The organism is Streptomyces sp. NPDC005262 (assembly GCF_042872425.1).
Lineage (GTDB): Bacteria > Actinomycetota > Actinomycetes > Streptomycetales > Streptomycetaceae > Streptomyces.
Genome location: NZ_JBIAKK010000004.1, coordinates 128,646 through 152,183, shown reverse-complemented (window position 1 = coordinate 152,183; position 23,538 = coordinate 128,646). Strand labels below are relative to the sequence as shown.

21 protein-coding genes are annotated in these 23,538 nt (G+C 69.7%); 18 read left to right on the top strand and 3 right to left on the bottom strand.

Annotation, left to right across the window (positions count from 1 at the left end):
* Positions 1–43: 43 nt before the first annotated feature.
* Positions 44–2,269: an elongation factor G-like protein EF-G2 gene (locus ACFYP5_RS13765; RefSeq protein ID WP_389034725.1), complete on the bottom strand. Its 2,226-nt coding sequence runs from the start codon at positions 2,267–2,269 to the stop codon at positions 44–46.
* A 267-nt stretch (positions 2,270–2,536) separates the two neighbouring features.
* Here ACFYP5_RS13765 and pgsA point away from each other — a divergent pair, with 267 nt between their 5' ends.
* From pgsA to ACFYP5_RS13690, 15 genes are all read left to right on the top strand, one after another.
* Complete coding sequence (pgsA, locus tag ACFYP5_RS13760) at positions 2,537–3,208, top strand: phosphatidylinositol phosphate synthase (RefSeq protein WP_267006184.1); 672 nt, start codon at positions 2,537–2,539, stop codon at positions 3,206–3,208.
* Entirely contained in the window at positions 3,205–4,140 is a 936-nt protein-coding gene (locus tag ACFYP5_RS13755; protein WP_389034723.1) for a phosphatidylinositol mannoside acyltransferase, read from the top strand. The genes pgsA and ACFYP5_RS13755 overlap by 4 nt, the downstream gene beginning before the upstream one ends.
* Positions 4,137–5,297, top strand: a complete 1,161-nt coding sequence (locus tag ACFYP5_RS13750) for a glycosyltransferase family 4 protein (RefSeq protein ID WP_389034721.1) — start codon at positions 4,137–4,139, stop codon at positions 5,295–5,297. Before ACFYP5_RS13755 ends, ACFYP5_RS13750 begins: the two co-directional genes overlap by 4 nt.
* A gap of 227 nt (positions 5,298–5,524) precedes the next feature.
* The gene (locus ACFYP5_RS13745) at positions 5,525–6,070 is read left to right on the top strand and encodes a hypothetical protein (RefSeq protein WP_376259292.1); all 546 of its coding nucleotides are present in this window, start codon (positions 5,525–5,527) and stop codon (positions 6,068–6,070) included.
* 259 nt (positions 6,071–6,329) lie between these two features.
* Positions 6,330–7,250 carry a pyridoxal 5'-phosphate synthase lyase subunit PdxS gene (pdxS, locus tag ACFYP5_RS13740; RefSeq protein ID WP_030968722.1) on the top strand — a complete coding sequence of 307 codons (921 nt, stop codon included), beginning with the start codon at positions 6,330–6,332 and terminating at the stop codon, positions 7,248–7,250.
* A 6-nt stretch (positions 7,251–7,256) separates the two neighbouring features.
* Positions 7,257–7,850: a pyridoxal 5'-phosphate synthase glutaminase subunit PdxT gene (gene pdxT / locus ACFYP5_RS13735; RefSeq protein WP_376259289.1), complete on the top strand. Its 594-nt coding sequence runs from the start codon at positions 7,257–7,259 to the stop codon at positions 7,848–7,850.
* 62 nt (positions 7,851–7,912) lie between these two features.
* On the top strand, positions 7,913–8,665 hold the full coding sequence (locus tag ACFYP5_RS13730) for a YebC/PmpR family DNA-binding transcriptional regulator (RefSeq protein ID WP_030918812.1): 753 nt from the start codon (positions 7,913–7,915) through the stop codon (positions 8,663–8,665).
* Positions 8,666–8,786: 121 nt separating this feature from the next.
* Positions 8,787–9,359, top strand: a complete 573-nt coding sequence (gene ruvC, locus ACFYP5_RS13725) for a crossover junction endodeoxyribonuclease RuvC (protein WP_389034718.1) — start codon at positions 8,787–8,789, stop codon at positions 9,357–9,359.
* Positions 9,356–9,982, top strand: coding sequence for a Holliday junction branch migration protein RuvA (ruvA, locus tag ACFYP5_RS13720; RefSeq protein ID WP_389034714.1), 627 nt, complete (start codon positions 9,356–9,358; stop codon positions 9,980–9,982). The genes ruvC and ruvA overlap by 4 nt, the downstream gene beginning before the upstream one ends.
* 71 nt (positions 9,983–10,053) lie before the next feature.
* Entirely contained in the window at positions 10,054–11,127 is a 1,074-nt protein-coding gene (ruvB, locus tag ACFYP5_RS13715; RefSeq protein ID WP_356663842.1) for a Holliday junction branch migration DNA helicase RuvB, read from the top strand.
* 165 nt (positions 11,128–11,292) lie between these two features.
* Complete coding sequence (gene yajC, locus ACFYP5_RS13710) at positions 11,293–11,784, top strand: preprotein translocase subunit YajC (protein WP_389034711.1); 492 nt, start codon at positions 11,293–11,295, stop codon at positions 11,782–11,784.
* A gap of 147 nt (positions 11,785–11,931) precedes the next feature.
* Positions 11,932–13,674 (top strand): protein translocase subunit SecD, encoded by a 1,743-nt coding sequence (secD, locus tag ACFYP5_RS13705; protein WP_389034709.1) that lies wholly within the window; start codon positions 11,932–11,934, stop codon positions 13,672–13,674.
* Position 13,675: 1 nt separating this feature from the next.
* On the top strand, positions 13,676–14,782 hold the full coding sequence (gene secF / locus ACFYP5_RS13700; RefSeq protein WP_389034707.1) for a protein translocase subunit SecF: 1,107 nt from the start codon (positions 13,676–13,678) through the stop codon (positions 14,780–14,782).
* On the top strand, positions 14,779–15,330 hold the full coding sequence (locus ACFYP5_RS13695; RefSeq protein ID WP_389034704.1) for an adenine phosphoribosyltransferase: 552 nt from the start codon (positions 14,779–14,781) through the stop codon (positions 15,328–15,330). The genes secF and ACFYP5_RS13695 overlap by 4 nt, the downstream gene beginning before the upstream one ends.
* 179 nt (positions 15,331–15,509) lie before the next feature.
* Positions 15,510–18,071 carry a RelA/SpoT family protein gene (locus tag ACFYP5_RS13690; protein WP_389034702.1) on the top strand — a complete coding sequence of 854 codons (2,562 nt, stop codon included), beginning with the start codon at positions 15,510–15,512 and terminating at the stop codon, positions 18,069–18,071.
* Positions 18,072–18,144: 73 nt separating this feature from the next.
* Here ACFYP5_RS13690 and ACFYP5_RS13685 read toward each other — a convergent pair whose 3' ends face one another.
* Together ACFYP5_RS13685 and ACFYP5_RS13680 are read right to left on the bottom strand one after the other, a co-directional pair.
* A complete protein-coding gene (locus ACFYP5_RS13685) occupies positions 18,145–19,374 on the bottom strand; it encodes a DUF349 domain-containing protein (protein WP_389034699.1) in 1,230 nt (409 codons plus the stop codon).
* 202 nt (positions 19,375–19,576) lie between these two features.
* Positions 19,577–20,362, bottom strand: coding sequence for a peptidylprolyl isomerase (locus ACFYP5_RS13680; RefSeq protein ID WP_389034697.1), 786 nt, complete (start codon positions 20,360–20,362; stop codon positions 19,577–19,579).
* A gap of 159 nt (positions 20,363–20,521) precedes the next feature.
* On the opposite strand from ACFYP5_RS13680, the gene ACFYP5_RS13675 reads away from it, so the two are divergent.
* The 3 genes from ACFYP5_RS13675 (at position 20,522) to ACFYP5_RS13665 (ending at position 23,471) form a co-directional block, all read left to right on the top strand.
* Positions 20,522–21,208, top strand: a complete 687-nt coding sequence (locus ACFYP5_RS13675; RefSeq protein WP_389034694.1) for an MBL fold metallo-hydrolase — start codon at positions 20,522–20,524, stop codon at positions 21,206–21,208.
* 14 nt (positions 21,209–21,222) lie between these two features.
* Positions 21,223–22,485: a histidine--tRNA ligase gene (hisS, locus tag ACFYP5_RS13670; RefSeq protein WP_030918846.1), complete on the top strand. Its 1,263-nt coding sequence runs from the start codon at positions 21,223–21,225 to the stop codon at positions 22,483–22,485.
* A 350-nt stretch (positions 22,486–22,835) separates the two neighbouring features.
* Entirely contained in the window at positions 22,836–23,471 is a 636-nt protein-coding gene (locus tag ACFYP5_RS13665) for a vitamin K epoxide reductase family protein (protein ID WP_030918849.1), read from the top strand.
* Positions 23,472–23,538: the final 67 nt, after the last annotated feature.

Sequence of the window (23,538 nt, the reverse complement as noted above, 5' to 3'; positions counted from 1 at the left end):
GGCGCTGCCCGTCCTTGTGGACAAGGACGGGCAGCGCTGTCAATTATGTCCCGTTTGATGCGTTTTCCTGCTCTTCGCGGATGCGGTCCGCGAGCTGTGGGGGCATCGCTTCGTGCCGGGCGTACGACCGGTCGAAGCGGCCGGTGCCGTGTGACAGCGAGCGCAGGTCGACCGCGTACCGGCCGATCTCCAGCTCCGGCACTTCGGCCCGTACGAGGGTGCGTCCCTGCCCCGACTGCTCGGTGCCGACCACCCGCCCGCGCCGCCCCGACAGATCGCTCATCACCGGCCCCACGTAGCCGTCGGGGATCAGGACCTGGACTTCGGAGACGGGTTCGAGGAGCTGGATACGGGTGTCCGCGGCCGCCTCCCGAAGCGCCAGTGCGCCTGCGGCCTGGAACGCGGCGTCGGACGAGTCCACGGAGTGCGCCTTCCCGTCCCGCAGGGTGATCCGGACGTCGACCAGGGGGTGGCCGGCCGCCACTCCGCGGGCCGCCTGGGCGCGTACCCCCTTCTCCACGGAGGGGATGAACTGGCGCGGTACCGCGCCACCGACCACCTTGTCGACGAATTCGATGCCCGAACCCGGGGGCAGCGGCTCCACGTCGATCTCGCAGATGGCGTACTGGCCGTGACCGCCGGACTGCTTGACGTGCCGGCCGCGGCCGGTCGAAGCGCCGGCGAACGTCTCGCGCAGGGGGACCCGGTGCGGTACGGCGTCGACCTGGACCCCGTACCGCGTGCGCAGCCGGTCCAGGGCCACGTCCTGATGGGCTTCGCCGAGGCACCACAGGACCACCTGATGCGTGTCCGGGTTCTGTTCGAGGCGCATGGTCGGGTCCTCGGCGACGAGCCGTGCGAGCCCCTGGGAGAGCTTGTCCTCGTCCGCCTTGCTGTGTGCCTCGATGGCGAGCGGCAGCAGTGGATCGGGCATGCTCCAGGGCTCCATCAGCAGCGGATCCTCCGGGGCCGAGAGGGTGTCCCCGGTCTCGGCGCTGCCCAGTTTGGCGACGCAGGCCAGATCCCCGGCGATGCAGCTGGTCAGGGCGCGCTGCTGCTTGCCGAAGGGGGCGGAGAGCGCGCCGACCCGGACCTCCGCGTCATGGAAGGGGCGGGGTTCGTGGCCGGGATCGGTGAGGCCGTGGCCGAGGACGTGGACGGTTTCGTCGGGGCGCAGGGTGCCGGAGAAGACACGGACGAGCGAGACGCGTCCGACATACGGGTCGGAGGCCGTCTTGACCACCTCGGCGACCAGCGGTCCCTGGGGGTCGCAGGCGGGGGCGGGGCGCAGGGCGCCCTGCGGGGTGGTGACGGCGGGCAGCGGGCGCTCCAGCGGCGTCGGGAAGCCGCCCGTGATCAGGTCGAGGAGTTCGACGGTGCCGATGCCCTGGCGGGCGCCGTCGGTGGCCGGTGCCGCGGTGAGGACGGGGTGGAAGGTGCCGCGGGCGACGGCGCGCTCCAGGTCGTCGATGAGGGTCTTGATGTCGATGTCCTCGCCGCCGAGGTAGCGGTCCATGAGGGTCTCGTCCTCGCTCTCGGCGATGATCCCTTCGATCAGCCGGCTGCGGGCGTCCTGGAGCGGTGTCTGCTGGTCGTCGGCGGGCGGGGTCGCCTCCCGCTCGCCGCTGGAGTAGTCGAAGATCCGCTGCGAGAGGAGTCCGGTGAGTCCGGTCAGCGGGGCGTGCCCGTCCGGGCCCTCGGTGCCGAGCACAGGGAGATAGAGCGGCAGCACGGCGTCGGGATCGTCACCGCCGAAGATCTCTCCGCAGACCCGGGTCATCCCGTCGAAGGAGGTACGCGCGGTGTCCAGGTGGGTGACGACGATCGCGCGCGGCATGCCGACGGCGGCGCACTCCTCCCACACGGCGCGGGTGGTGCCCACCACGGCGTCGGCCTCCTGGGCGGCCGAGACGACGAAGAGGGCCGCGTCCGCTGCCCGCAGACCGGCCCTGAGTTCCCCGACGAAGTCGGCGTATCCGGGGGTGTCCAACAGATTGATCTTGTACCCGCCCCATTCGACCGGGACCAAGGAGAGCTGTACGGAGCGTTGCTGGCGGTGTTCGATCTCGTCGTAGTCGGAGATCGTCCCGCCGTCTTCGACCCGGCCGGCCCGGTTGACCGCTCCGGCGGTCTGTGCGAGGGCTTCCACGAGGGTGGTCTTGCCTGAACCGCTGTGGCCGACCAGTACCACATTCCGTATGGCGGAGGGCCGGTCGGCCGTTGCTGCTCTGCCGGCGGCCCCGGTGTGTGCGTGTGCCTTGTCGCCCATGATGTGCCTCCCGGTGGAGTGCGCTGTGCGGGGAGCTTGCCTGGCGCGTTGAGGGGAGATGAGGGGCGCGGGCACGGGGAGCCGCCGCGGCGGCTTCGGCGACGCCCGCGGTAATTCGAGCTTTCCACTCAGGTCGGCTTGCGTCCATACGTCGTACGCCGACGCACCTGGACGGGTGCCCGGAGGATGGACCCCTGCACGGGTGACTACGATGGGCCAGCCGGTGGCCGAAGGGGCCGCACGGCCCACCGACCCCTCGGGAAGGCCATGCTGAACAAGTACGCGCGTGCATTTTTTACGCGTGTCCTCACACCGTTCGCCGCACTGCTGCTCCGTCTCGGCGTGAGCCCTGACGCGGTCACGCTCATCGGTACGGCCGGAGTGATGGCAGGTGCGCTGGTCTTCTTCCCCATGGGTGAGTTCTTCTGGGGCACGATCGTCATCACGATCTTCGTCTTCTCCGACCTCGTCGACGGGAACATGGCCCGGCAGGCCGGTATCTCCAGCCGCTGGGGAGCGTTCCTGGACTCGACGCTGGACCGGGTCGCCGACGGGGCGATCTTCGGCGGGTTCGCGCTCTGGTACGCGGGCAACGGCGACGACAACGTGCTGTGCGCCGTGGCGATCTTCTGCCTGGCGAGCGGCCAGGTGGTCTCGTACACGAAGGCCCGCGGCGAATCGATCGGCCTGCCGGTCGCGGTCAACGGTCTGGTCGAGCGTGCCGAGCGGCTGGTGATCTCGCTGGTGGCGGCCGGGCTGGCCGGGCTCCACAAGTTCGGCGTGCCGGGGATCGACATCCTGCTGCCGATCGCGCTGTGGATCGTCGCCGTCGGCAGTCTGGTGACGCTCGTGCAGCGGGTGGTTACCGTGCGCCGCGAGTCCGCGGAGGCCGACGCCGCCGCCGCGGCGGCGGACCGGGGGAGCGAGGCCGCACAGTGAGCGGCACTCCGGGGGAGTCGAAGCCAGGGCTGAAGGACCGGCTGACCGACGGTCTGTACGGGCTCGGCTGGGGCGCGGTGAAGAAGCTCCCCGAACCGGTCGCGCAGGCCCTCTTCCGTACCCTCGCCGACCAGGTGTGGAAGCGACGTGGCAAGAGTGTGCTGCGGCTGGAGTCGAACCTGGCGAGGGTGGTGCCGGACGCGAGCCCGGCTCGCCTCGCCGAGCTCTCCAAGGCCGGGATGCGCTCGTACATGCGCTACTGGATGGAGTCGTTCCGTCTCCCCACGTGGAGTCCGGAGCGGATCAAGGCCGGCATAGACGTGTCGGACGCCCACCGGCTGACCGAGGGTCTCGACGCCGGACGCGGTGTCATCCTCGCCCTGCCGCACCTGGCCAACTGGGACCTGGCCGGGGCCTGGGTCACCACCGACATGAAGGTGCCCTTCACCACGGTCGCGGAACGGCTGAAGCCCGAATCGCTGTACGACCGGTTCGTCGCCTACCGTGAGGGGCTCGGCATGGAGGTCCTGCCGCACACCGGCGGGTCCGCCTTCGGCACCCTGGCACGGCGACTGCGCGACGGCGGCCTGGTCTGTCTGGTCTCCGACCGCGATCTGTCCGCATCCGGTGTCGAGGTGACGTTCTTCGGCGACACGGCACGGATGCCCGCCGGCCCCGCTCTGCTGGCCCAGCAGACCGGTGCGCTGCTGCTGCCCGTGACCCTCCGGTACGACGGGACCCCGGTGATGAAGGCGCGGGTCCACCCGGCCGTCGAGGTACCCGAGTCAGGTACGCGTACCGAGAAGACGTCTGTGATGACACAGGCGCTGGCCGATGCCTTCGCCACCGGAATCGCGGAACACCCGGAGGACTGGCACATGCTGCAGCGGCTCTGGCTCGCCGACCTCGAACCCAGGGAGGAGCAGCCGTGAAGATCGGCATCGTCTGCCCGTACTCCTGGGACGTACCGGGCGGTGTGCAGTTCCATATCCGCGACCTGGCCGAGCACCTGATCCGCCTCGGCCACCAGGTGTCGGTGCTGGCCCCCGCCGACGACGAGACGCCGCTGCCCCCGTACGTGGTGTCCGCAGGCCGGGCCGTGCCCGTCCCGTACAACGGCTCCGTCGCCCGGCTGAACTTCGGATTCCTCTCCGCTGCGCGGGTGCGCCGCTGGCTGCACGACGGCACCTTCGACGTGATCCACATCCATGAGCCCACCTCGCCGTCGCTGGGGCTGCTCACCTGCTGGGCCGCGCAGGGGCCGATCGTCGCCACGTTCCACACCTCCAACCCGCGCTCCCGGGCGATGATCGCCGCGTACCCGATCCTGCAGCCCGCGCTGGAGAAGATCAGCGCGCGCATCGCGGTGAGCGAGTACGCGCGCCGGACCCTGGTCGAGCACCTCGGCGGTGACGCGGTGGTCATTCCGAACGGGGTCGATGTCGGCTTCTTCGACAAGGTCGAGCCCAAGCCCGAATGGCAGGGCGGGACGATCGGCTTCATCGGGCGCATCGACGAGCCGCGCAAGGGTCTGCCCGTCCTGATGAGGGCACTGCCCGCGATCCTCGCCGCCCGCCCGGACACCAGGCTGCTGGTGGCGGGCCGGGGCGACGAGGAGGAGGCCGTCGCCTCGCTGCCGGAGGAGATGCGCGAGCGCGTCGAATTCCTCGGCATGGTGAGCGACGAGGACAAGGCACGGCTGCTGCGCAGTGTCGACGTGTACGTGGCCCCCAACACGGGCGGCGAGAGCTTCGGGATCATTCTGGTCGAGGCGATGTCGGCGGGCGCACCGGTCCTCGCCAGCGATCTGGATGCGTTCGCCCAGGTGCTGGACCTGGGCACGGCGGGCGAGCTGTTCGCCAACGAGGACGCGGACGCCCTGGCGGCGGCGGCGATCCGGCTGCTCGGCGATCCTGCGCGGCGCGCGGAGCTGAGCGAACGGGGCAGCGCGCATGTTCGGCGGTTCGACTGGTCGACGGTGGCGGCGGACATCCTCGCGGTGTACGAGACGGTGACGGACGGGGCAGCATCGGTGGCGACGGACGAACGCACGGGCCTGCGGGCCCGGTTCGGGCTGGCCCGCCCCTGAGGCCGGACGCACCTGTTCCGGGCCGGCCGGCCCGCGGCGGTCCGGGTTTCGTGCGGCACGCCTCGGGGCGGTGGACCTCACGCCCGGGCATCTCGGCGCCGTCCCTCCCGGGCCCGACCGGCGCGATCGAGGACCGGGATCGAGGAGCGGGGTCCGCGGCTGCTTCCCGGGCGGGGACTCGGGCCGGAGGGCCGGGGTGCGCGCGGCCGACGGTAGCCTTGCCGCCCGTGACCGAAACCCTCATCTGGATCGCCGTCGCGATCGTCGCGATCGGCCTGTACCTCAGCTGGACCGCCGGACGGCTGGACCGACTGCACACGCGGATCGACGCCGCCCGCGCCGCCCTCGACGCACAACTGCTGCGCCGTGCCTCGGTCACCCAGGAACTGGCCACGTCCGGTGTCCTCGACCCCGCCGCGTCGATCGTCCTGTACGAGGCCGCGCACGCGGCCCGGCAGTCGGAGGAGGAGCACCGTGAGGTCGCGGAGAGCGAGCTCAGCACCGCGTTGCGGGCGGTGTTCGGCGAGTCGGCCCAGGTGGAGGCCGTGAAGGAGATCCCCGGCGGCGAGGAGGCCGCGTCGGAGCTGGCCGCAGCCGTGCGACGGGTCCCGATGGCGCGGCGGTTCCACAACGACGCGGTGCGCGCGGCGCGTGCGCTGCGCAGGCACCGCACGGTGCGCTGGTTCCGGCTGGCCGGACACGCACCGTTCCCCTTGGCCTTCGAGATGGACGACGAGCCGCCGGTCGCACTGGCGGACCGTCCGGTCAGCTGACAGGTGAACGGCCGCCGGGCGGGCCCTTACGCGGCCGCCTCGCCCCCCTGTACGTCCCGCACCGGACCGCCACGCGCCGATCGGGGCGCGCTCCTCTCCCCGGCGCAAGGCACGCCGTTCATCCCGTACGCGGCCGTACGCCGCCAAAACGATCCACCGGCCTGGCATTGGCCCTTGCTGTGGACTGGTTCCGAGGAGTTTGCTCGGCAGAGCACCAACGAGCACCATCAGCATCTTTTTCTCCGAGTGAGGTCGATCCGTGTCCACGCTTCCCACCACCCCGCAGTCCACCGACTCCCCGGCGACCGGCACCGCGCGCGTCAAGCGCGGCATGGCCGAGCAGCTCAAGGGTGGCGTGATCATGGACGTCGTCAACGCCGAGCAGGCGAAGATCGCCGAGGACGCGGGCGCCGTGGCCGTCATGGCGCTCGAGCGGGTGCCCGCCGACATCCGCAAGGACGGCGGCGTGGCCCGGATGTCCGACCCGAACATGATCGAAGAGATCATCGAGGCCGTCTCCATCCCGGTGATGGCGAAGTCGCGCATCGGCCACTTCGTCGAGGCGCAGGTCCTGCAGTCCCTCGGCGTCGACTACATCGACGAGTCCGAGGTCCTCACCCCGGCCGACGAGGTCAACCACAGCGACAAGTTCGCTTTCACCACGCCGTTCGTCTGCGGCGCCACCAACCTGGGCGAAGCGCTGCGCCGCATCGCCGAGGGTGCGGCCATGATCCGCTCGAAGGGCGAGGCCGGCACGGGCAACGTCGTCGAGGCGGTCCGCCACCTGCGCCAGATCAAGAACGAGATCGCCCGGCTGCGCGGCTACGACAACAACGAGCTGTATGCCGCGGCCAAGGAGCTCCGCGCCCCGTACGAGCTGGTCAAGGAGGTCGCCGAGCTCGGCAAGCTGCCCGTCGTCCTGTTCTCCGCCGGTGGCGTCGCCACCCCGGCCGACGCCGCGCTGATGCGCCAGCTCGGTGCCGAGGGCGTCTTCGTCGGCTCCGGCATCTTCAAGTCCGGTGACCCGGCCAAGCGCGCCGCCGCCATCGTGAAGGCCACCACCTTCTACGACGACCCGAAGATCATCGCGGATGCCTCCCGCAACCTGGGCGAGGCCATGGTCGGCATCAACTGCGACACGCTGCCCGAGACCGAGCGCTACGCCAACCGCGGCTGGTAGTCACTGATGAGCGACACCCCTGTGATCGGAGTCCTGGCTCTTCAGGGCGACGTACGGGAGCACCTGATCGCCCTGGCCTCGGCCGATGCCCTGGCCAGGCCGATCCGGCGCCCCGAGGAGCTGGCCGAGGTGGACGGTCTCGTCATACCCGGCGGCGAGTCCACCACCATGTCCAAGCTGGCCGTCCTGTTCGGCATGCTGGAACCGCTGCGCGAGCGGGTACGCGCCGGAATGCCGGTCTACGGCACCTGCGCGGGAATGATCCTGCTGGCCGACAAGATCCTCGACCCGCGCTCGGGCCAGGAGACCGTCGGCGGCATCGACATGATCGTGCGCCGTAACGCCTTCGGGCGGCAGAACGAGTCCTTCGAAGCGGCCGTCGAGGTCACCGGAATCGAAGGCGGTCCGGTCGAGGGCGTCTTCATCCGGGCCCCCTGGGTGGAGTCGGTCGGCGCACAGGCCCAGGTCGTGGCCGAGCACGGTGGTCACATCGTCGCCGTACGGCAGGGAAACGCCCTGGCGACGTCATTTCACCCGGAACTGACCGGGGACCACCGAGTTCACGCACTCTTCGTCGACATGGTGCGCGCAGTCCGCTGACTCGATCCCGGTAGGATCTCTCGGGTTCGTTAAGAAACTGGTGACGCGAAGGAGACAGGCAGATGTCCGGCCACTCTAAATGGGCTACGACGAAGCACAAGAAGGCCGTGATTGACGCCAAGCGCGGCAAGCTCTTCGCGAAGCTGATCAAGAACATCGAGGTCGCGGCCCGCACCGGCGGTGTGGACCCCGAGGGCAACCCGACCCTCGTCGATGCGATCCAGAAGGCCAAGAAGAGCTCCGTCCCGAACAAGAACATCGACTCCGCGGTCAAGCGCGGTGGCGGTCTCGAAGCGGGTGGCGTCGACTACCAGACGATCATGTACGAGGGTTACGGCCCGAACGGTGTCGCGGTGCTCATCGAGTGCCTCACCGACAACCGCAACCGTGCCGCCTCCGACGTACGGGTCGCGATGACCCGCAACGGCGGTTCGATGGCCGACCCGGGTTCGGTCTCGTACCTCTTCAACCGCAAGGGCGTCGTCATCGTCCCCAAGGGCGAGCTGACCGAGGACGACGTCCTCGGTGCGGTGCTCGACGCGGGCGCCGAGGAGGTCAACGACCTCGGTGAGTCCTACGAGGTCGTCAGTGAGGCCACCGACATGGTCGCGGTCCGTACCGCGCTCCAGCAGGCCGGCATCGACTACGACTCCGCCGAGGCCAACTTCCTGCCCACCATGCAGGTCGAGTTGGACGAGGAAGGCGCACGCAAGATCTTCAAGCTGATCGACGCGCTGGAGGACAGCGACGACGTGCAGAACGTCTTCGCCAACTTCGACGTCTCGGACGAGGTCATGGAGAAGGTCGACGCCTGAGGCGCACTCGGCACAGCCTTCAGCACGGGCCGGCGGGGACACACCCCGTCGGCCCGTCGCATTGTCAGTGCAAGCCGATAGCCTGCGGGAACAGTTGACCGATCGGCAGAGGGGGCGCTTCATGCGGGTACTGGGCGTGGACCCGGGGCTGACCCGGTGCGGCGTCGGCGTCGTCGAAGGGGTCGCGGGCCGCCCGCTGACGATGCTCGGGGTCGGTGTCGTGCGCACCCCGGCCGATGCGGAGCTCGGCCACCGGCTGGTCGCCATCGAGCGAGGCATCGAGGAGTGGCTCGACGAGCACCGTCCCGAATTCGTCGCCGTGGAGCGGGTGTTCAGCCAGCACAACGTCCGTACGGTGATGGGCACCGCGCAGGCCAGTGCGGTAGCCATGCTCTGCGCCTCCCGCCGCGGCATCCCGGTCGCCCTGCACACACCCAGTGAGGTCAAGGCCGCCGTCACCGGCAGCGGCCGCGCGGACAAGGCGCAGGTCGGCGCGATGGTCACCCGGCTGCTGAGGCTCGACGCACCGCCGAAGCCGGCCGACGCCGCCGACGCGCTGGCCCTGGCCATCTGTCACATATGGCGGGCGCCGGCCGTCAACCGCCTCCAGCAGGCGCATGCGGCCGCCGCGGCGGCCCGCACCCCGCGCGTTCCCCGTAACCCCGCAGTTCCCGTCCGGAAGGTCCCCCGATGATCGCCTTCGTCAGCGGCCCCGTCGCCGCACTCGCCCCGACCACGGCCGTGATCGAGGTCGGTGGCATCGGCATGGCCGTCCAGTGCAGCCCCCACACCCTCGCCGACCTGCGGATCGGTCAGGAGGCCAGGCTGGCGACCTCGCTCGTCGTGCGGGAGGACTCGCTGACGCTCTACGGCTTCGCCGACGACGACCAGCGGCAGGTCTTCGAGCTCCTGCAGACCGCCAGCGGCGTCGGCCCGAGGCTCGCCCAGGCGATGCTGGCCGTGCACAGCCCGGACGCCCTGCGCCTCGCCGTCTCCGCCGGAGACGAGAAGGCGCTCACCGCTGTCCCCGGCATCGGCAAGAAGGGGGCGCAGAAACTCCTCCTCGAGCTGAAGGACAGGCTCGGCGAACCCGTCGGCGCCCACATCGGCCGGCAAGGGATCGGCACCGCCGTCGCCTCTTCCTGGCGCGACCAGCTGCATGCCGCCCTGATCGGCCTCGGCTACGCGAGCCGTGAGGCCGACGAAGCGGTCTCCGCCGTCGCCCCGCAGGCCGAGGCCGCCCTCGCCGAGGGCGCCCAGCCGCCCGTACCGCAGCTGCTGCGCGCCGCACTGCAGACCCTCAACCGCGCACGCTGACCGGACGCGGCACCCCGACGCACGGGCATCGCACGGCCCGGCACCGAAACACCCGAGGCGGGACTGACCGAATGAACTGGGACGACACCGGACCCGACACCGACGAGCGGCTCGACGAGCGCCTCGTCGACGCAGGCGCGGACGGCGAGGACACCGCGGTCGAAGCCGCCCTGCGGCCGAAGGACCTCGACGAGTTCGTCGGCCAGGAGAAGGTGCGCGAACAGCTCGACCTGGTCCTGAAGGCGGCCCTCGCCCGTGGCGCCACCGCCGACCACGTCCTGCTCTCCGGTGCCCCCGGCCTCGGCAAGACCACCCTCTCCATGATCATCGCCGCCGAGATGGGCGCCCCGATCCGGATCACCTCCGGTCCCGCCATCCAGCACGCGGGCGACCTCGCCGCGATCCTCTCCTCCCTCCAGGAGGGCGAGGTCCTCTTCCTCGACGAGATCCACCGCATGTCACGGCCCGCCGAAGAGATGCTCTACATGGCGATGGAGGACTTCCGGGTCGACGTCATCGTCGGCAAGGGCCCCGGTGCCACCGCCATCCCGCTGGAGCTGCCGCCCTTCACCCTGGTCGGTGCCACCACCAGGGCCGGACTCCTGCCGCCCCCGCTGCGCGACCGCTTCGGCTTCACGGGCCACATGGAGTTCTACGCCCCCGCCGAACTGGAACGAGTCGTCCACCGCTCGGCCCGCCTCCTCGACGTCGCGATAGACGCCGACGGCGCCGCCGAGATCGCCGGCCGTTCCCGCGGCACGCCCCGTATCGCCAACCGCCTGCTGCGCCGCGTCCGTGACTACGCCCAGGTCAAGGCGGACGGCCGGATCGACCGCACCGTCGCCGCTGCGGCCCTCAGGGTGTACGAGGTCGACGCCAGGGGTCTGGACCGGCTGGACCGGGCGGTGCTCGGCGCGCTGCTGAAGCTCTTCGGCGGCGGCCCGGTCGGCCTGTCCACCCTCGCCGTGGCCGTGGGGGAGGAGCGCGAGACGGTGGAGGAGGTCGCAGAGCCCTTCCTGGTACGGGAAGGGCTGCTGGCCAGGACGCCGAGGGGCCGGGTCGCCACCCCGGCAGCCTGGACCCATCTGGGTCTCGTCCCCCCGTCCCAGGGTGGAAAAGGACAACAGGGTCTTTTTGGGGCGTGATGCGTCACAGGTTGCCCCACATCAGGAACCACGGTGCCATGCTGGGCGTTGTTCCATCGATGCGGACTCGCTTAGACTCCGCCGATGCCGTCCGTACAGGGCGGCGTACCCACCCCCGTAGATCAGGCCGCATTTCAGCGCGGTCGTGCGAAGGAAACTCGTCCCGTGAATCCCGTGACTCTCCTCCCCTTCATCGTGCTCATCGGGGCCATGTTCCTGATGACCCGGTCCGCCAAGAAGAAGCAGGCTGCCGCCGCGCAGATGCGCAATGAGATGCAGCCCGGCACCGGCGTCCGGACGATCGGGGGCATGTACGCCACCGTCAAGGAGCTGCACGACGACACGGTTGTCCTTGAGGTCGCCCCCGGCGTCCACGCCATCTACGCCAAGAACGCCATCGGCGCCGTCCTCGACGACGCGGAGTACAACCGGATCGTCCACGGCGACGGCGACGACATCGACGGCGCGATCGTGCCGGACGACGCCTCCTCGCTGACCGAGGCGGCCGACGCCGACGCGCCCGTCGAGGCCGACGCGGACGAGGACTCCTCGGCCGATGCCAAGATCGACCTGGGCAAGAAGGCCGATGCCGACGAGGCCGAGCCGAAGGATGTCAAGGCCGATGAGAAGGCCGACGGCGAGGCCGACGCGAAGTAGGGCATGACCCGGGGGATGCTGTGAGCCTACCGGCGTCCGGCATCCCCCGGAACGTGCGGTCTTCTGCGGGGGCAGGTCCCCACAACACTTCGTGGCCGCTCGGGCGCGTACCCGGCGCGGGGCGGTTGGACAGGGAGAAACGAGAAGGTGGCAGCACCGAAGAAGGGCCGAGGGTCGTCCGGCGGCCAGGGCAGGCCGGGGCGTGCCCTGGCTCTGATCCTGATCGCCATGGTCGCGCTCGCCGGCGGGATGTTCTTGTCCGGTCACACCACGCCTCGGCTGGGTATCGACCTGGCGGGCGGCACGTCGATCACGCTCAAGGCGAAGAGCCAGCCCGGCAAGCCCGACGCGATCAACCCGACCAACATGGACACCGCGGTCAGCATCATCGAACGCCGTGTCAATGGTCTGGGTGTCTCGGAGGCCGAGGTCCAGACCCAGGGCCGGGACAACATCATCGTCAACATCCCCAAGGGGACGAACTCGAAGCAGGCCCGGGAACAGGTCGGTACGACCGCCCAGCTCTACTTCCGGCCCGTGCTCACCGTAACCGCAGGCCAGGCCGCGCCCACCGACACGGCCAGCCCCTCGGCATCCGGTTCGGCCAAGCCGAGCGCCTCGCCCAGCGACAAGGAGACGGCCTCCGGTTCGAAGGCCACCCCCTCGTCCGGCGCCACCACCCAGGGCCGTGCGGTCACCGGTGCCCTGACGAAGGACACGTCGCCCAGCCCCAGCGCCAGCACCTCCGGGACGCCGAAGGCATCCGCGAGCCCTTCGGCCTCGGTCGACCCGGCCACCGCCGAGCTCCAGAAGCGGTTCGCCGCGCTGGACTGCTCCACCAAGGCCGGCCGTGCGAAGGCCGGTGCCAACGCGAAGCCCACCGACACCACGATCGCGTGCAGCTCCGAGGGTGACGCCAAGTACGTCCTCGGCCCGGCCGAGGTCTCCGGTACGGACGTGGACAGCGCCAAGGCCACGATCGACCAGCAGCGCGGCATGTGGATCGTGCAGATGGACTTCACCGACAAGGGTTCGAAGAAGTTCCAGCAGATCACCTCCAAGCTGTCGCAGCAGCAGTCGCCGATGAACCAGTTCGCCATCGCGCTCGACGGCGAGGTCGTCTCCGCGCCCCAGGTGAACGAGACGCTCAGCGGCAGCGCCGAGATCTCCGGCAGCTTCACCCAGCAGTCCGCCCAGGACCTGGCGAACGTGCTGTCGTACGGTGCGCTCCCGCTGTCCTTCGACGAGGACACGGTCACCACCGTCACCGCCGCGCTCGGCGGTGAGCAGCTCCAGGCGGGCCTGATCGCCGGTGCGATCGGTCTGGCCCTGGTCGTCATCTACCTGGTGGCCTACTACCGTGGCCTCGCGCTCATCGCGCTCCTGAGCCTGATGGTCTCCGGCATCCTGACCTACACGCTCATGTCGCTGCTCGGCCCGGCCATCGGCTTCGCGCTGAACCTCCCCGCGGTCTGTGGCGCCATCGTGGCGATCGGTATCACCGCGGACTCGTTCATCGTGTACTTCGAACGCATCCGGGACGAGATCCGCGAGGGCCGCACCTTGCGTCCGGCCGTCGAGCGTGCCTGGCCGCGCGCCCGGCGCACCATCCTGGTCTCCGACTTCGTGTCGTTCCTCGCCGCCGCGGTGCTCTTCATCGTCACCGTCGGCAAGGTCCAGGGCTTCGCCTTCACGCTGGGTCTCACCACCCTGCTCGACGTCGTCGTGGTGTTCCTCTTCACCAAGCCCGTCATGACGCTGATGGCCCGCACGAAGTTCTTCTCCAGCGGTCACCCGTGGTCCGGCCTGGACCCGAAGCGGCTCGGCGCCAAGCCGCCGCTGCGCCGCACGCGTCGTGTAAACGCCCCCACCGACCCGAAGGAGGCGTGAGATGTCGCGACTCGGCAGTCTCGGCTCCCGGCTCTACCGCGGCGAGGTCGGTTACGACTTCATCGGCAAGCGCAAGATCTGGTACGGCATCTCGATCCTGATCACCATCACGGCTGTCGTCGCCCTGGCGGTCAGCGGCCTCAACATGGGGATCGAGTTCAAGGGCGGCGCGGTCTTCACCACTCCGTCGACCAGCGCCTCGGTCGCCCAGGCGGAGGAGTCCGCGGTCTCCGCCTCCGGCCACCAGGCGATCGTCCAGAAGCTCGGCAACGGCGGTCTGCGCATTCAGATCACCGAAGTCGACCTGGCGAAGTCCGACGCGATCAAGGCGGATCTCTCCAAGGACCTCAAGGTCCCCGAGGAGAAGATCAATGCCGACCTGGTCGGCCCCAGCTGGGGTGAGCAGATCGCCAACAAGGCCTGGACCGGCCTCGGCGTCTTCATGGTCCTCGTGGTGATCTACCTGGCCATCGCCTTCGAGTGGCGGATGGCGATCGCGGCCCTGGTCGCGCTGATCCACGACATCACGATCACGGTGGGTATCTACGCCCTGGTCGGCTTCGAGGTCACCCCGGGCACCGTGATCGGTCTGCTGACCATCCTCGGTTACTCGTTGTACGACACGGTCGTCGTCTTCGACAGCCTCAAGGAGGGCACGAAGGGGATCACCAAGCAGACCCGCTGGACGTACAGCGAGATCGCCAACCGCTCGATCAACGGCACGCTGGTCCGTTCCATCAACACGACCGTCGTGGCGCTGCTGCCGGTCGCCGGTCTGCTGTTCATCGGTGGCGGTGTCCTCGGCGCCGGCATGCTGAACGACATCTCGCTGTCGCTCTTCGTCGGCCTCGCCGCCGGTGCGTACTCCTCGATCTTCATCGCCACCCCGCTGGTCGCCGACCTCAAGGAACGCGAGCCGCAGATGAAGGCCCTGAAGAAGCGGATTCTCGCCAAGCGCGCGGCAGCCGCCGCCAAGGGCGAGTCGGCCGAGGACGAGCAGTCGCACGACGACGACGATGTCCCCGTGGACGCCGCGCCGACCGCTGCGGTGGTCGGCCAGCGCCAGCAGCCCAGGGGCCACGGCCGGACCCCGGGGAAGCGGCGATGACCAGCACCACCGAGAGCATCAGGGAACTGTTGCTCAGCCGGATCCGTGATGTGGCGGACTACCCGAAGCCGGGCGTGATGTTCAAGGACATCACCCCGCTGCTCGCGGACCCGGTGGCGTTCACGGCTCTCACCGACTCCCTCGCCGAGCTGTGTGTCCGGCACGGCGCCACGAAGATCGTCGGTCTCGAGGCGCGCGGCTTCATCCTGGCCGCGCCGGTCGCGGTCCGGGCCGGGCTCGGTTTCGTACCCGTCCGCAAGGCCGGGAAGCTGCCCGGAGCCACGCTCAGCCAGGCGTACGAGCTGGAGTACGGCACCGCGGAGATCGAGATCCACGCCGAGGACCTCGTTCCCGACGACCGGATCATGGTCATCGACGACGTCCTCGCCACCGGTGGCACCGCCGAGGCCTCGCTGGAGCTGATCCGGCGGGCCGGTGCCCAGGTCGCGGGCGTCGCGGTCCTCATGGAGCTCGGCTTCCTCGCCGGCCGGGCCCGGCTGGAGCAGAGGCTCGAAGGTGCCCCGCTGGAGGCTCTGATCACGATCTGAGCGTCGCTCGCGGTAGCGGACCGTACGCGACGGCACACTCGCAGACACAGGACGGGCACCCGGGAACAGCCGGGTGCCCGTCCCGCGTTGTCAAAGGTCTCACCGTCCCCGGGGGAGCTCCGGCCGCAGGGTCGATACGATGGCCTTTCCGGGTGTCCGGATCCGCACGAGGAGTGCTCTTGCCAGACGAGGCCCAGCCAGTCGCCGCCCCGCAGCCCGACAAGCCCGCGGCGGTCCCAGCCACGCCCGAGAAGAAGCAGCCCGCGGCGAAGGAGAAGCCGAAGCCCCCGGCCCCCGAACCCGTGCGCAGCCCGGCACAGGCGCCCATCAAGGCGAACGGGTCCGCCGCCGACCGGCCCGCCCCGGCCTCGCCGGCAGCCCCGAAGCCCCCGGCCAAGCCCGCCGTGAAGCCTGTGGCACCGGCCGGCGCCGTGGCTCGTTCCGGTGGCTCCTCCAACCGGGTACGGGCCAGGCTCGCCCGGCTCGGGGTACAGCGCTCCAGCCCGTACAACCCGGTTCTCGAACCGCTGCTGCGTGCCGTCCGCAGCAACGACCCCAAGATCGAGACGTCCACGCTGCGTCAGATCGAGCGCGCCTACCAGGTCGCCGAGCGCTGGCACCGCGGACAGAAGCGCAAGAGCGGCGACCCGTACATCACGCATCCGCTCGCCGTCACGACGATCCTCGCCGAACTCGGCATGGACCCGGCGACTCTGATGGCGGGCCTGCTGCACGACACGGTCGAGGACACCGAGTACGGCCTCGACACGCTGCGCCGCGACTTCGGCGACCAGGTCGCGCTGCTCGTCGACGGCGTGACCAAGCTCGACAAGGTCAAGTTCGGCGAGGCCGCACAGGCCGAGACCGTACGCAAGATGGTCGTCGCCATGGCCAAGGACCCCCGGGTCCTCGTCATCAAGCTCGCCGACCGGCTGCACAATATGCGCACCATGCGCTATCTCAAGCGGGAGAAGCAGGAGAAGAAGGCCCGCGAGACCCTGGAGATCTACGCGCCCCTGGCCCACCGGCTGGGCATGAACACCATCAAGTGGGAACTGGAGGACCTCGCCTTCGCGATCCTCTACCCCAAGATGTACGACGAGATCGTCCGTCTCGTCGCCGAGCGGGCGCCGAAGCGTGACGAGTACCTCGCCATAGTGACCGACGAGGTCCAGGCCGACCTGCGCGCCGCCCGGATCAAGGCAACCGTCACCGGACGCCCGAAGCACTACTACAGCGTCTACCAGAAGATGATCGTGCGGGGCCGGGACTTCGCCGAGATCTACGACCTGGTGGGCATCCGCGTCCTCGTCGACACCGTTCGCGACTGTTATGCGGCACTCGGCACCGTGCACGCGCGATGGAATCCGGTCCCCGGCCGGTTCAAGGACTACATCGCGATGCCCAAGTTCAACATGTACCAGTCGCTGCACACCACGGTGATCGGTCCCAGCGGCAAGCCCGTCGAGCTGCAGATCCGCACCTTCGACATGCACCGCCGCGCCGAGTACGGCATCGCCGCGCACTGGAAGTACAAGCAGGAGGCCGTCGCGGGCGCCTCCAAGGTCCGTACGGACGTACCGAAGAACACCGGCCGCGGCCAGGACACCGTCAACGACATGGCGTGGCTGCGCCAGCTCCTGGACTGGCAGAAGGAGACCGAGGACCCCAGCGAGTTCCTGGACTCCCTGCGCTTCGACCTCTCCCGCAACGAGGTCTTCGTCTTCACGCCGAAGGGCGACGTCATAGCGCTCCCCGCGGGTGCGACACCGGTCGACTTCGCGTACGCCGTCCACACGGAGGTCGGCCACCGGACCATAGGGGCACGGGTCAACGGGCGGCTCGTACCGCTCGAATCGACCCTCGACAACGGTGACCTGGTGGAGGTCTTCACCTCCAAGGCGGCCGGCGCGGGACCGTCCCGGGACTGGCTCGGCTTCGTCAAGTCGCCGCGTGCCCGGAACAAGATCCGCGCCTGGTTCTCCAAGGAGCGCCGCGACGAGGCGATCGAGCAGGGCAAGGACTCCATCGCGCGCGCCATGCGCAAGCAGAACCTGCCGATCCAGCGGATCCTGACCGGCGACTCGCTGGTCACACTCGCCCATGAGATGCGCTACCCCGACATCTCGTCGCTGTACGCGGCGATCGGCGAGGGCCATGTCGCTGCCGCGGGTGTCGTGCAGAAGCTTGTGCAGGCGCTCGGCGGGGAGGACGCCGCCAACGAGGATCTCGCGGAGAGCTCGCCGCCGTCCCGCAGCCGCCACAAGCGACGCTCCAACGCCGACCCGGGTGTCGTCGTCAAGGGCGTCGAGGACGTCTGGGTCAAACTGGCCCGCTGCTGTACGCCTGTCCCCGGTGACCCGATCATCGGCTTCGTCACCCGCGGCAGTGGTGTCTCCGTCCACCGTGCCGACTGCGTCAACGTCGACTCGCTGTCGCAGCAGCCGGAGCGGATCCTCGATGTCGAATGGGCACCCACCCAGTCCTCGGTCTTCCTGGTCGCCATCCAGGTCGAGGCGCTGGACCGGTCGCGGCTGCTCTCGGACGTCACACGCGTCCTGTCCGACCAGCACGTCAACATTCTGTCCGCGGCCGTGCAGACCTCGCGGGACCGGGTGGCCACCTCACGCTTCACCTTCGAGATGGGCGACCCGAAGCACCTCGGACACGTCCTGAAGGCCGTACGGGGCGTGGAGGGCGTCTACGACGTCTACCGCGTGACCTCGGCCCGCAGGCCATAGGCGCACCACGCACACAAGGAGGGGGCTCCCGCACATGACGTGCGGGAGCCCCCTCCTTGTGTGCGGTGTTCGGTCAGCCGCCGAACTCCTCAAGGCCCTTCAGTGCCTGGTCCAGCAGCGCCTGGCGGCCCTCCAGCTCGCGGGCCAGCTTGTCGGCCCGGGCGTTGTTGCCCGCGGCGCGCGCCGTGTCGATCTGCGTACGCAGCTTGTCCACGGCAGCCTGCAGCTGACCGGTCAGACCCTCGGCGCGCGCACGCGCCTCCGGGTTCGTCCGGCGCCACTCGGACTCCTCGGCCTCCTGGAGCGCCCGCTCCACCGCCTGCATCCGCCCCTCGATCTTCGGGCGGGCGTCACGCGGCACATGGCCGATGGCCTCCCAGCGCTCGTTGACGGCACGGAAAGCGGCCCTGGCCGCCTTCAGGTCCTTCACCGGCACCAGCTTCTCGGCCTCGACCGCGAGCTCCTCCTTCAGCTTGAGGTTCTCGCCCTGCTCCGCGTCCCGCTCGGCGAAGACCTCGCCGCGGGCGGCGAAGAAGACGTCCTGCGCACCGCGGAAGCGGTTCCACAGATCGTCCTCCGCCTCGCGCTGGGCGCGGCCCGCCGCCTTCCACTCCGTCATCAGATCGCGGTAGCGCGCGGCCGTCGCACCCCAGTCGGTGGAACCCGACAGCGCCTCGGCCTCGACGACCAGCTTCTCCTTGGCCTTGCGGGCATCCTCGCGCTGGGCGTCCAGCGAGGCGAAGTGCGCCTTGCGGCGCTTGGAGAACGCCGAACGCGCGTGCGAGAAGCGGTGCCACAGCTCGTCGTCCGACTTGCGGTCGAGCCGCGGCAGGCCCTTCCACGTGTCGACGAGCGCCCGCAGCCGCTCGCCCGCGGAGCGCCACTGCTCGCTCTGCGCCAGCTCCTCGGCCTCGACGACCAGCGCCTCCTTGGCGTGCTTCGCCTCGTCGGTCTGCTTCGCCTTCTGGACCTTGCGCTCCTCGCGGCGGGACTCGACCGTCGCGACCAGCGCGTCCAGGCGCTTGCGCAACGCGTCGAGGTCACCGACCGCGTGATGCTCGTCGACCTGCTGACGCAGATGCTCGATGGCGGTCGTTGCGTCCTTCGCCGACAGGTCGGTGGTCTTCACCCGCCGTTCGAGGAGGCCGATCTCGACCACGATGCCCTCGTACTTGCGCTCGAAGTAGGCCAGAGCCTCCTCGGGCGAGCCGGCCTGCCAGGATCCGACCACCTGCTCGCCATCGGCCGTACGCACGTACACGGTGCCCGTCTCGTCGACGCGGCCCCACGGGTCGCTGCTCACAGCGCCTCCTCCACCTGATGCCTGTGAGAGGGTTCGCCCCCCTGGCATCGTCCACAGTTTCCTGGGGCGGGCTGCGCGCCCGCCCTGCACAACGCCAATCTAGGCGACCGGCCGCCCGGCTGTCCGCACTCAGCGCGGCCGAATTCTTCGGTCGGCACCACGACGGCCGGACCGGGCTCGCTGGTCCGGCCGCCCGATCGGTTCAGGCCTTGTCGACGGCCGCCTTCGAGATGGTGACGGCCTTCTTCGGGGCACCGTCGGCCGCGCCACCGGTGACACCGGCGGTCCCGACCGCCTTCACGGCCTTGAGCGAGGCGGCGTCCATCGTGCCGAACGGCGTGTAGGTCGGCGGCAGTTTGCTGTCCTTGTACACCAGGAAGAACTGGCTGCCTCCGGTGTGCGCCTGACCGGTGTTGGCCATCGCCACCGTGCCCGCCGGGTACGTCACCGTGCCGTCCTTGCCCGCCTTGCCCAGCGCGGTCAGGTTCTCGTCCGGGATCGTGTAGCCCGGGCCGCCCGTGCCGTCGCCCTTGGGGTCACCGCACTGCAGGACGAAAATGCCCTGCGTGGTGAGCCGGTGACACTTCGTCCCGTCGAAGAAGCCCTTGTCCGCGAGCGACTTGAACGAGTTCGTCGTGTGCGGGGTCTTCGCCGCGTCCATCGTGAACGCGATGTCGCCCTGGCTCGTCTTGAGCGACATCGTGTACTTCGACTTCTTGTCGATCTTCATCGCGGGCTCGGGCGCACTGCTCTCGCTCGCCGAGGGCGAGGGGGACGGGCTGGTGCTCGACGCCGCGTCCTTCTTGTCCTTGTCGTCGCCGCCGAGGGAGACGAACGCGGTGACTCCGACGACCGCCACCACGGCCAGCGCGGACGCGATGACGACGGTGAGTCGCCTGGTCCTGCTGCGGGCCTCCTCCCGGCGCTGCTGCTGCCGCTCGAACTTCTCCCTGGCGAGCTGCCGCCGCCGCTGATCGCTGCTGACCACCGGGTGATCTCCTTGTACGTCGTGTGATCGGGCCTGGGTTGCCCCGTACCGTATATGGGTTAGCTGTGGAATGAGGAGCGCCGGTAGGCTCTGAACTGCCGCGACCTTCTCAGCCGCAGTCGGCCGCACCCCTCCGTCGGACGACCATTAAGGACGATCGTGCTCATTGCCGGGTTCCCCGCCGGGGCCTGGGGGACCAACTGCTATGTGGTCGCCCCCGCCGCCGGTGAGGAGTGCGTCATCATCGACCCGGGCCACCAGGCCACCCAGGGAGTCGAGGACGCGCTGAAGAAGCATCGGCTGAAGCCGGTCGCCGTAGTGCTAACCCACGGGCACATCGACCATGTCGCGTCGGTCGTCCCGGTGTGCGGCGCGCACGACGTCCCCGCCTGGATCCATCCCGAGGACCGGTACATGATGAGCGACCCGGAGAAGGCCCTCGGCCGCTCCATCGGGATGCCGCTCATGGGCGAGCTGACGGTGGGCGAGCCGGACGACGTCAAGGAGCTGAGCGACGGTGCCCAGCTGTTGCTGGCCGGTCTGGAGTTCGGTGTCGCGCATGCGCCTGGCCATACCAGGGGGTCGGTGACGTTCAGGACGCCCGAGGCCGCGGATGTTCCGCAGATCCTCTTCTCGGGCGACCTGCTCTTCGCCGGCTCCGTCGGACGCACCGACCTGCCCGGCGGCGACCACGCCGAGCTGCTCGAGTCGCTGGCCCGTGTGTGCCTGCCGCTCGACGACGCGACCGTGGTGCTGTCCGGCCACGGCCCCCAGACGACCATCGGCCGCGAGCGCGCCTCGAACCCGTATCTGCACGGGCTGGCCGCGCCCCGACGAGGAATGTGACGAGAGTTAGAACCGTGAGCACCTTCAAGGCCCCCAAGGGCACGTACGACCTGACCCCGCCCGACTCCGCGAAGTACCTCGCGGTGCGCGAGGCGCTCTCCGCACCGCTGAAGAACTCCGGCTACGGCTACATCGAGACGCCCGGCTTCGAGGACGTCGCGCTCTTCTCGCGCGGAGTCGGTGAGTCCACCGACATCGTGAGCAAGGAGATGTACACCCTCACGACCAAGGGCGGCTCCGAGCTGGCGCTGCGCCCCGAGGGCACCGCGTCCGTGCTGCGTGCCGCACTGGAGGCCAACCTCCACAAGCTCGGCAACCTGCCGGTCAAGCTCTGGTACTCCGGCTCGTACTACCGCTACGAGCGCCCGCAGAAGGGCCGCTACCGGCACTTCTCGCAGGTCGGTGCCGAGGCGATCGGTGCCGAGGATCCGGCACTGGACGCCGAGCTGATCATCCTGGCCGACCAGGCGTACCGCACGCTGGGCCTGCAGAATTTCCGGATCCTGCTGAACTCACTGGGCGACAAGGAGTGCCGCCCCGTCTACCGGGACGCGCTCCAGGAGTTCCTGCGCGAGCTCGACCTGGACGACGACACGCGCCGCCGCATCGACCTCAACCCGCTGCGGGTCCTCGACGACAAGCGCCCCGAGGTGCAGAAGCAGCTGGTCGGCGCGCCGGTCCTGCGCGACTACCTGTGCGACGCGTGCAAGGCGTACCACGAGGAGGTCCGCGATCTGCTGACCGCGGCGGGTGTGGTGTACGAGGACGACGAGAAGCTCGTCCGCGGCCTCGACTACTACACCCGCACCACCTTCGAGTTCGTCCACGACGGACTCGGCTCGCAGTCCGCGGTCGGCGGCGGCGGCCGCTACGACGGCCTGTCCGAGATGATCGGCGGTCCGGCGCTCCCGTCGGTCGGCTGGGCGCTCGGCGTGGACCGTACGGTGCTCGCGCTGGAGGCCGAGGGCATCGAGCTCGAACTGCCCTCGTCCACCAGCGTCTTCGCGGTGCCGCTCGGCGAGGAGGCTCGCCGGGTGCTGTTCGCCAAGGTGACGGAGCTGCGCCGAGTGGGCGTGGCCGCCGACTTCGCGTTCGGCGGCCGCGGTCTCAAGGGCGCGATGAAGAGCGCCAACCGGTCCGGCGCCCGCTTCACCGTCGTCGCGGGCGAGCGTGATCTTGCCGAGGGCGTGGTCCAGCTGAAGGACATGGAGTCGGGCGAGCAGCAGGCGGTCGCGCTCGACGCGCTGGTCGCCGAGGTCCAGCAGAAGCTGGCCTGATCCACCGTCTCCGACCGTGCCCGCCCGGTCCGCCCGGGCGGGCACAGTGCGTCACAGCCCCGCGTGGCGTCAACTTCGCAGGAGCCGGTTCATCCTGGCCGACGAGAAACACGGCGGTCCGCGGTGGAGGCCGGGGTGGCGCCCCGGCGTGGCTGCCCGCCGTCCGTAATGCCTGGGCAGGCCCCTGACGACCGCCGGCGGTGCGAGGAGTGGCTCGCGAAAGCCGTGCGTTCCCTGCCGCCCGTGCGTGCGTCCTTCCGTACGTCTTTATGCCCATCGAACGGATGGCAGATGAGGTGGTGCGGCACAATGACCATGCCCAGCAGGCCACTCACTGATGGAACGGCGATATGACGACTGCAGCGGTTGACCATCCCTCCTCGGACCAGGACGAGGACGGCCGGAAGAGGACCATCGGCGGCAGCCGCGCGTTCGCACTGCTGCTGGTGATCACCGGTGCCGCCGGTCTCCTCGCCGCCTGGGTGATCACGATCGACAAGTTCAAGCTGCTCGAGGACCCGAGCTTCACCCCGGGCTGCAGCCTCAACCCCGTGGTCTCGTGCGGCAACATCATGAAGAGCGAGCAGGCGTCCGTCTTCGGGTTCCCGAACCCGATGCTGGGACTCGCCACCTACTCCGTCGTCATCGGGATCGGCCTGGCCCTGCTCGCCGGCGCCCGTTTCCGCAGCTGGTACTGGCTCGGCCTCAACGCGGGCACACTGTTCGGCGTCGGCTTCTGCACCTGGCTGCAGTACCAGTCGCTGTACAACATCAACTCGCTCTGCCTGTGGTGCTGCCTGGCCTGGGTCGCGACGATCTTCATGTTCTGCTACGTCACCACGCACAACATCAAGCACCGGATCGTGCCCGCGCCGAACTGGCTGCGCAACGGACTGACGGAGTTCCACTGGGTGCCGCCGGTCCTCTGGGTGGGCATCATCGGCATGCTGATCCTGACTCGCTGGTGGGACTTCTGGACCAGCTGACCCTCCCTGCCGGGAGCGGGCACCGGCCCCGGCCGGGTTGTCAGTGCCGTGACATAGGCTTCAAAAC